Genomic DNA, 7420 nt, shown 5'->3' with positions numbered 1-7420 from the left:
CCACGCCCGCCGCCGCCCGCCCGGCCACGGCGTCCGCCGGTCCCGCCGCCGCGGCCGCCACGCCGCTGGGCGAGCCGGCGAACATGCGCCTGGCGCAATCGGTGGAAATGCACCTGCAGCGCTATTTCGACCTGCATGGCGACGCGCTGCCGCCGCCCGGCCTTTACGACCGCATCCTGCGCGAGATCGAAAAGCCGCTGCTGGAGATCGCGCTGGACGCCACCGGCGGAAACCAGCTGCGTTGTGCCGATCTTCTGGGCATCAACCGCAATACCTTGCGCAAGAAACTGACCGACCTGAATATCGAGGTGACACGGCGCCGCAAACTGATGTAAAACGGCCACAGATGGCCTTGCGAGAGTCGCTGAACGGCCACAGAACGGCCGTGGCACAGCGGCGAAACCGCGAGGACGGGCAAGGTGGCGGCAACGCTGTCCAGGGATACATGGGAACGTGTCGCGCGGCTGCGGCGCCTGCGCTTCTATCGCAATGCCGCGACCCTGGGGCTGGTGGTGCTGGGCCCGGTGCTGGCCGGGCTGACCTTCGCGGTCATGGGGCCCTTCGCCAATGCCATCTCGGGCGGCTCGGTGCTGCGGCTGGTGCTGCTGGCCGACCTGCTCTACCTGATCGTGCTGACCGGCCTTGTCGTGGCGCGCATGGCGCGGATCGTCGCGGCGCGGCGCAAGTCGGCGGCCGGCTCGCGGCTGCATATGCGGCTGGTCGGCGTCTTCGCCACCATCGCGCTGGTGCCGACGGTGCTGGTGGCGCTGTTCGCCGGACTGACGGTGAATATCGGCCTGGAGGGCTGGTTCTCGAACCGGGTGCAGCAGGTGGTCTCGACCTCGCTCTCCGCCGCCGAGGCCTATCAGGAGGAGCATCGCCGCGACCTGACCAATGACGCGCGGCTGCTGGGCGGGGCGCTGACCCAAGCGGCGCGGCAGAACCCGATGCTGGACGACGGCGACCTGCGGCTGCTCTTGACCGAATACCAGAGCCAGATCCAGCGCGGATTGCGCGAGGCCTATATCATCGACGGCCGCGGCACGATCCGCGCCCGCGGCGAGCGCAGCTATCAGTTCTGGTACGAACAGCCCTCGCCCGCGCAGTTCGACGAGGCCGCGACCCGCGGGCTGGTGCTGATCGAGGACTGGCAGAACAACGAGTTCCGCGCCCTGGTGCCGCTGACGCCGCTGGCCGACCGCTATCTCTACGTCACCCGCGACGTGGACGGCAGCCTTCTGGGCCTTCTGGATGACACCCGCCAGACCGTCGGCGAATACCAGCGGCTGGAGCAGGAGCGCGGCCGGGTGCTGTTCGAGTTCTCGCTGCTCTATCTGGGCTTTGCCCTGCTGCTGGTGGCGGCGGCGATGTGGCTGGGGCTATGGTTTGCCGACCGGCTGTCGCGGCCCATCGGCCGGCTGGCCGAGGCCTCCGAGCAGGTGGGCGAGGGCAACCTGGACTTCCAGATCCCCGCCCCCGACACCGGCGACGAGATCCAGACCCTGGGCGAAAGCTTCAACCGCATGACCCGGCAGCTGAAGCAGCAGCGCCAGGAGCTGGTGGAAAGCTATCGCGCCGCCGACGACCAGCGCCGGCTGTTCGATTCCGTGCTGTCCTCGGTCACGGCGGGGGTGATCGGGCTGGACGCGGCGGGCGAGATCGATTTCCTGAACCGCTCGGCCACCCGGCTGCTGGGCCTCGACCCGGCGCTGGCGCATGACCGGCTGCTGTCCGAGGCGGTGCCGGAATTCGCGCCGCTGTTCGAGCGGCTGTCGCAGTCGGTGAACGAATCGGTGCAGGACGAGATCCGCCTGACCCGCGAGGGCCGGGTGGAAAGCCTGCTGGTGCGCATGGCGATCCGCCGCGGCGCCGCCGGCGGCCTCGAAGGCTATGTGGTGGCGCTGGACGACGTGACCGACCTCGTGTCGGCGCAGCGCATGGCGGCCTGGGGCGATGTGGCGCGGCGGGTGGCGCATGAGATCAAGAACCCGCTGACCCCGATCCAGCTGTCGGCCGAGCGGCTGAAGCGCAAGTTCGGCCCCATCGCCGGCGCCGATCGCGAGGCGCTGGAGCAATATACCGAGGTCATCATCCGCCAGACCAACGACCTGCGCCGCATCGTCGACGAGTTCAGCCGCTTCGCCCGGATGCCGGAACCCGACCGCAAGGAAACCGACATCGCCAAGCTGCTGCGCGACGCCGAGCTGATGCAGCGCGACGCGCTGCAGGGCGCGCTGGTCTCGGACATCCCCGACGCGCCGGTGATCGTCGATGCCGATGCCGGGATGATGCGGCAGGTCTTCACCAACCTGCTGAAGAATGCCGGCGAGGCGCTGGACGAGCTGCGCGCCGACCCGCCCGAGGGCTGGCAGCCGCAGGTCCGCGTCGAGCTGCGCGTGGCCCCCGACGCGGTGACCATCCGCATCACCGACAACGGCCCCGGCCTGCCCGAGGACCGCACCCGGCTCTTCGAGCCCTATGTGACGATGAAGCCCGGCGGCACCGGCCTGGGTCTGCCGATCGTCAAGAAGATCGTCGAGGAACACGGCGGCAGCCTGATGTTGACCGACGCACCCGAGGGACGCGGCGCCATGGCCGAGATTCGTCTGCCGCGCGAGCGCCAGCCGGTGCGGCTTTCGGCCCGCCGCCAGAAACACGAGCAGGAAACATTCAAATGAGCGATATTCTGATTGTCGATGACGAGCGGGACATCCGCGAGCTGATTTCCGACATCCTGCGCGACGAGGGCTTCTCGACCCGCCTCGCCGCCAATTCCGACCAGGCGGTGGCCGAGCTGAACGCGGCCGAGCCGGCGCTGATGATCCTCGACATCTGGCTCAAGGACAGCAAGATGGACGGGATCGACATCCTCAAGCAGGTCAAGCGCAACAACCCGGACGTGCCGGTGGTCATCATCTCGGGCCACGGCAATATCGAGATCGCGGTGGCGGCGATCAAGCAGGGCGCCTACGACTTCATCGAGAAGCCCTTCAACATCGACCAGCTGCTGGTGGTGATCCGCCGGGCGATGGAGACGGCGCGGCTGCGGCGCGAGAACGCGACGCTGAAGCGCGGCGAGGCGCGTGCCTCCGAGATGCTGGGCAATTCCGCGCCCTTCCGCCGGCTGCGCGAACAGCTCGACAAGGTGGCGAAGTCGAACGGCAGGGTGATGCTGACCGGCGAGCCGGGGGCGGGCAAGGAGATCGCCGCGCGCTACGTCCACGCCCACAGCCCGCGGGCGCGCGATCCCTTCGTCACTGTGCCCTGCGCCACCATCGAGCCAGACCACATGGAGGAGGTGCTCTTCGGCCGCGAGACGCCCGAGCGCGGCATCGAGCCCGGCCTGCTGGAACAGGCGCATGGCGGGGTGATCTATTTCGACGAGGTGGCGGACATGCCGCTGGGCACCCAGCCCAAGATCCTGCGGGTGCTGACCGAGCAGCAGTTCACGCGCGCGGGCGGCACCGACAAGGTGCGGGTGGACCTGCGGGTGATCTCCTCGACCAACCGCGACCTCGCGGCCGAGATCGCCGCCGGCCGCTTCCGCCAGGAACTCTACGACCGGCTGAACGTGGTGCCGGTGGCGGTGCCGTCGCTGGCCGACCGCCGCGACGACATCCCGATGCTGGCCGAGCATTTCATCGAGGGCTTCCACGCGACCCAGGGCCTGCCGCTGCGCGCCCTGCCCGAGGAAACCTGCGCGGCGCTGCAGGCCATGGCCTGGCCGGGCAACATCCGCCAGCTGCGCAACGTGATCGAGCGGGTGCTGATCCTGGGCGACGGCACCGGCCCCATCCAGCCCTCGGAACTGGAAACCCAGAACGGCGGCACCACCACGGGTGAGGCGCTGGCCTTGGGCCCGCAGATCACCAGCCTGGCGCTGCGCGAGGCGCGCGAACTGTTCGAGCGGGAGTATCTGCTGGCGCAGATCAATCGCTTCGGCGGCAATATCAGCCGCACGGCGCAATTCGTCGGCATGGAGCGCTCGGCCCTGCACCGCAAGCTCAAGTCGCTGGGCGTCGTCGGCGGCATGCGCGTCGAGGAGGAGGTGATGGGGAAATGACCCGGGATCTGCGCCGGTTGCGCTGTCGAATGGGTATTTGTGGAGCAAAGAAGCGGGAAGGTTGCGCCCCGGCCACCCCCGCTGTTCAGGCGGGACAGGTTTTCGCCAGATGACCGGGGCGACTTCTTCGCTCGCGGTCATCGGCTCCCCAGCCTGTACCGCTCGTGGAATATGGCTGAAAATCATGAAGAAGCGGTTAACGGCTTCTTTGCTCCATAAGTACCCATGCGACATTTCCACTGTCGCCACGCTCGCCCATCTGATCCCGATGCTTTCCCGGTATGCCTCGCGCCCGGCGCGCGCTAGGATCGCGCTTCACCAAGGGCATGGACCGGGGCCGGAATGAAGATCATCATCTGCGGGGCGGGGCAGGTCGGCTGGCATATCGCGCGCCATCTCGCCGGCGAGCGCAACGATGTCACCATCATCGACACCAATGCCGAGCTGATCCGGCGCGCCACCGATGCGCTGGACGTCCAGGGCGTCACCGGCTTTGCCAGCCATCCCGACGTGCTGGACCGCGCCGGGGCGCGCGATGCCGACCTGATCATCGCCGCCACCCATTCCGACGAGGTGAACATGGTCACCTGCCAGGTGGCGCATTCCGTGTTCCAGGTGCCGCGGAAGATCGCGCGGCTGCGCAGCTCGGCCTATCTGGACGCGATCTGGTCGGACCTCTACCGGACCGACCATCTGCCCATCGACGTGGTCATCAGCCCCGAACGCGAGGTGGCGCGGGCGGCCCTGCAGCGGCTCTCGGCGCCCTCGACCTTCGATGCCGAGACCTTCCTCGACGGACGGCTGCATCTGCTGGGCATCCTGCTGGATCCCGACAGCCCGGTGCTGAACACGCCGCTGCGGCAGCTCAACGAGATGTTCACCAGCCTCAGCGCCATCGTCAGCGGCGTGCGGCGCGGCGGCCGGCTGTTCGCGCCCGAGCCGGGTGACCAGCTCTTCGAGGGCGACCAGATCTATGTCTTCACCCTCAGCGAGGACGTGCCGCGCACGCTGGAGATCTTCGGCAAGCCCATGGCCAAGCAGGAAAGCGTGGTCATCATCGGCGCGGGCAATGTCGGCCTTGCGGTGGCGCAATCGCTGGAGGCGCGGCCCGAGCGGGTGCGCGTCAAGCTGATCGAGCGCAGCCGCGCCCGGGCTGAGGATGCCGCCGATGCGCTGAACCGCACCATCGTGCTGAACGGCGACGGGCTGTCGGCCGAGCTGCTCGAGGAGGCGGCGGTGCCGCGCGCCGATGCGGTGCTGGCGATCACCGACGACGACAAGACGAATATCCTGGCCGCGGTGCGCGCCAAGCAGGCGGGGGCCAAGCTGGCGATCTCGCTGGTGAACGACCCGACGCTGATGTCGCTGATGGAGCCGCTGGACATAGATGCCTTCATCAACCCGCGCGCCAGCACCGTATCCACCATCCTGCGCCATATCCGGCACGGGCGGGTGCGCGACATCTATTCCATCGGCGATGCCGAGGCCGAGGTGATCGAGGCGCAGGTGCTTTCGACCTCGCCGATCTCGGGCCGGGCGGTGCGCGACATCGAATTCCCGGAAGGCGCGCTGATGGGCGCGGTGCAGAAGGGCGACCGGGTGGTCAAGCCCACGGGCGACCTGCGCATCGAGGAGGGCGACATCGTGGTGATTTTCTCCCTCACCTCCGACATTCCCGAGGTCGAGCGCCTGCTGCAGGTCTCGATCGATTTCTTCTGAGGCCCGGGCATGGGGATCCTGCTGCGCTTGCCCCTGATGGTGATCCTGGCCGGGATCGGCGGCGCGGCGATGATCTTGCCGGGGCTTTACGCCCATGCCATGGACAGCCACAAGATCGGCTCGATCTTCCTGGGCTGCGCCGGGCTTTTCGTGCTTCTGGCCGCGATCCTGGGCCTGGCCACCGCCGAGGAGCCCGAGGGGCCGAGGGCGCGCAGCGTGCTGCTGACCATGCTGGGCACCATGCTGCTGCTGCCCGCCATGCTGGCGGTGCCCTTCGCCATCTCCCTGCCCGATACCGGCTTCTTCAACGCCTGGTGGGAGATGATCTCCTGCCTGACCACCACCGGCGCCTCGCTTTATGCCGCCGACCTGCTGCCGGCGCCGCTGCATCTGTGGCGCGCCGTAGTCGGCTGGCTGGGCGGGCTGTTCATGCTGGTCGCGGCCATCGCGCTTCTGGCGCCGCTGCGGGTCGGCGGGTTCGAGATCCTGTCCTCGCCCTATGGCCGCAGCGAGCGCTTCGAGCGGCTGCCGCGCTCGGCCGAGGGGGTGCCGGTCATCACCCACCTGTCCACCCCGGCCTTCCAGACCGAGCTGGTCGATCCGGTGCATCGGGTGATGCGGGCGGCGCGAGCGGTCTTTCCGCCCTATGCCGGGCTGACGCTGCTGATGTGGACGATCCTGTTGATGCTGGGCGAGAACGGGCTGGTGGCGCTGACCCGCGCCATGGGCACGCTGTCGACCAGCGGCATCAGCCCGGTGGGCGGCCCGGCCGGGCAGGGCAGCGGCATCGCCGGCGAGGCGGTGATCTTCCTGTTCCTGGTCCCGGCCCTGTCGCGGCGCTTCTGGCCCGGCGGCGGCGAGCTGAACACCAGCGAGAGCTGGATCGGCGATCCCGAGCTGCGCATGGCGGCGGGGGTGGTGCTGCTGGTCTCCTCGATGCTGTTCCTGCGGCATTTCGCCGGCGCCATCGGCGTCTCGCCCGCCGGCGCCAAGGGGGTGCTGGACACGCTGGACAGCGCCGCCTCGGCTGCCTGGGGCGGGATCTTCAACGGGCTCAGCTACCTGACCACCACCGGCTGGAACTCGGTCGAATGGCAGGGGGCGCGCAACTGGTCGGGGCTCAGCTCTCCTGGGTTGATGTTGGCGGGGCTGGCGCTGATGGGCGGCGGCGTCGCCACCACCGCCGGCGGCGTGAAGCTGCTGCGCGTCTATGCCCTGGCCCGGCATTCCGAGCGCGAGCTGGAAAAGATCGTGCATCCCAACTCGGTCGGCGGCGGCGGGCTGATGGCGCGGCGGCTGCGCCGCGAGGGGGCCTATCTGGCCTTCATCTTCTTCATGCTGTTTGCCAGCTCGATCGCGGTGACGGTCATGCTGATCTCGCTGCAGCGGATCGAATTCGATTCGGCGACGATTCTCTCGATCGCGGCGCTGACCAATACCGGGCCGCTGGCCGGGGCGATTCCGCTGACCCCCAGCTTCCAGGGCTCGGCCGGCATGGCCGGCGCCCCCTGGGAGGGCTGGGCCGGCCTGCCGGCGCTGACCAAGGCTGTGCTGGCGGCGGCGATGGTGGTCGGCCGGGTCGAGACGCTGGCCATCCTGGCGCTGTTCTCGCCGGAATACTGGCGCCGTTAGCGCCGA

General features: G+C 68.9%; 5 protein-coding genes. All 5 read left to right on the top strand.

What is annotated here, in order from left to right:
- Nucleotides 1-335: helix-turn-helix domain-containing protein (locus I9P22_RS12510; RefSeq protein WP_332909025.1), on the top strand; the 335-nt coding region annotated here is incomplete at its 5' end.
- An 84-nt stretch (nt 336-419) separates the two neighbouring features.
- Nucleotides 420-2678 carry a sensor histidine kinase NtrY-like gene (locus tag I9P22_RS12505; RefSeq protein WP_332909024.1) on the top strand — a complete coding sequence of 753 codons (2259 nt, stop codon included), beginning with the start codon at nt 420-422 and terminating at the stop codon, nt 2676-2678.
- The gene (ntrX, locus tag I9P22_RS12500) at nt 2675-4063 is read left to right on the top strand and encodes a nitrogen assimilation response regulator NtrX (protein WP_199259822.1); all 1389 of its coding nucleotides are present in this window, start codon (nt 2675-2677) and stop codon (nt 4061-4063) included. The genes I9P22_RS12505 and ntrX overlap by 4 nt, the downstream gene beginning before the upstream one ends.
- Before the next feature lie 342 nt (nt 4064-4405).
- Complete coding sequence (gene trkA / locus I9P22_RS12495; RefSeq protein WP_199259821.1) at nt 4406-5782, top strand: Trk system potassium transporter TrkA; 1377 nt, start codon at nt 4406-4408, stop codon at nt 5780-5782.
- A gap of 9 nt (nt 5783-5791) precedes the next feature.
- The gene (locus I9P22_RS12490) at nt 5792-7414 is read left to right on the top strand and encodes a TrkH family potassium uptake protein (protein WP_199259820.1); all 1623 of its coding nucleotides are present in this window, start codon (nt 5792-5794) and stop codon (nt 7412-7414) included.
- Nucleotides 7415-7420 lie beyond the last annotated feature (6 nt).

The organism is Paracoccus binzhouensis (genome assembly GCF_016446475.1).
GTDB classification, from domain to species: domain Bacteria; phylum Pseudomonadota; class Alphaproteobacteria; order Rhodobacterales; family Rhodobacteraceae; genus Paracoccus; species Paracoccus binzhouensis.
Note: the sequence above shows the minus strand (reverse complement) of the source record. Positions and strands in the feature narration are given on the sequence as shown.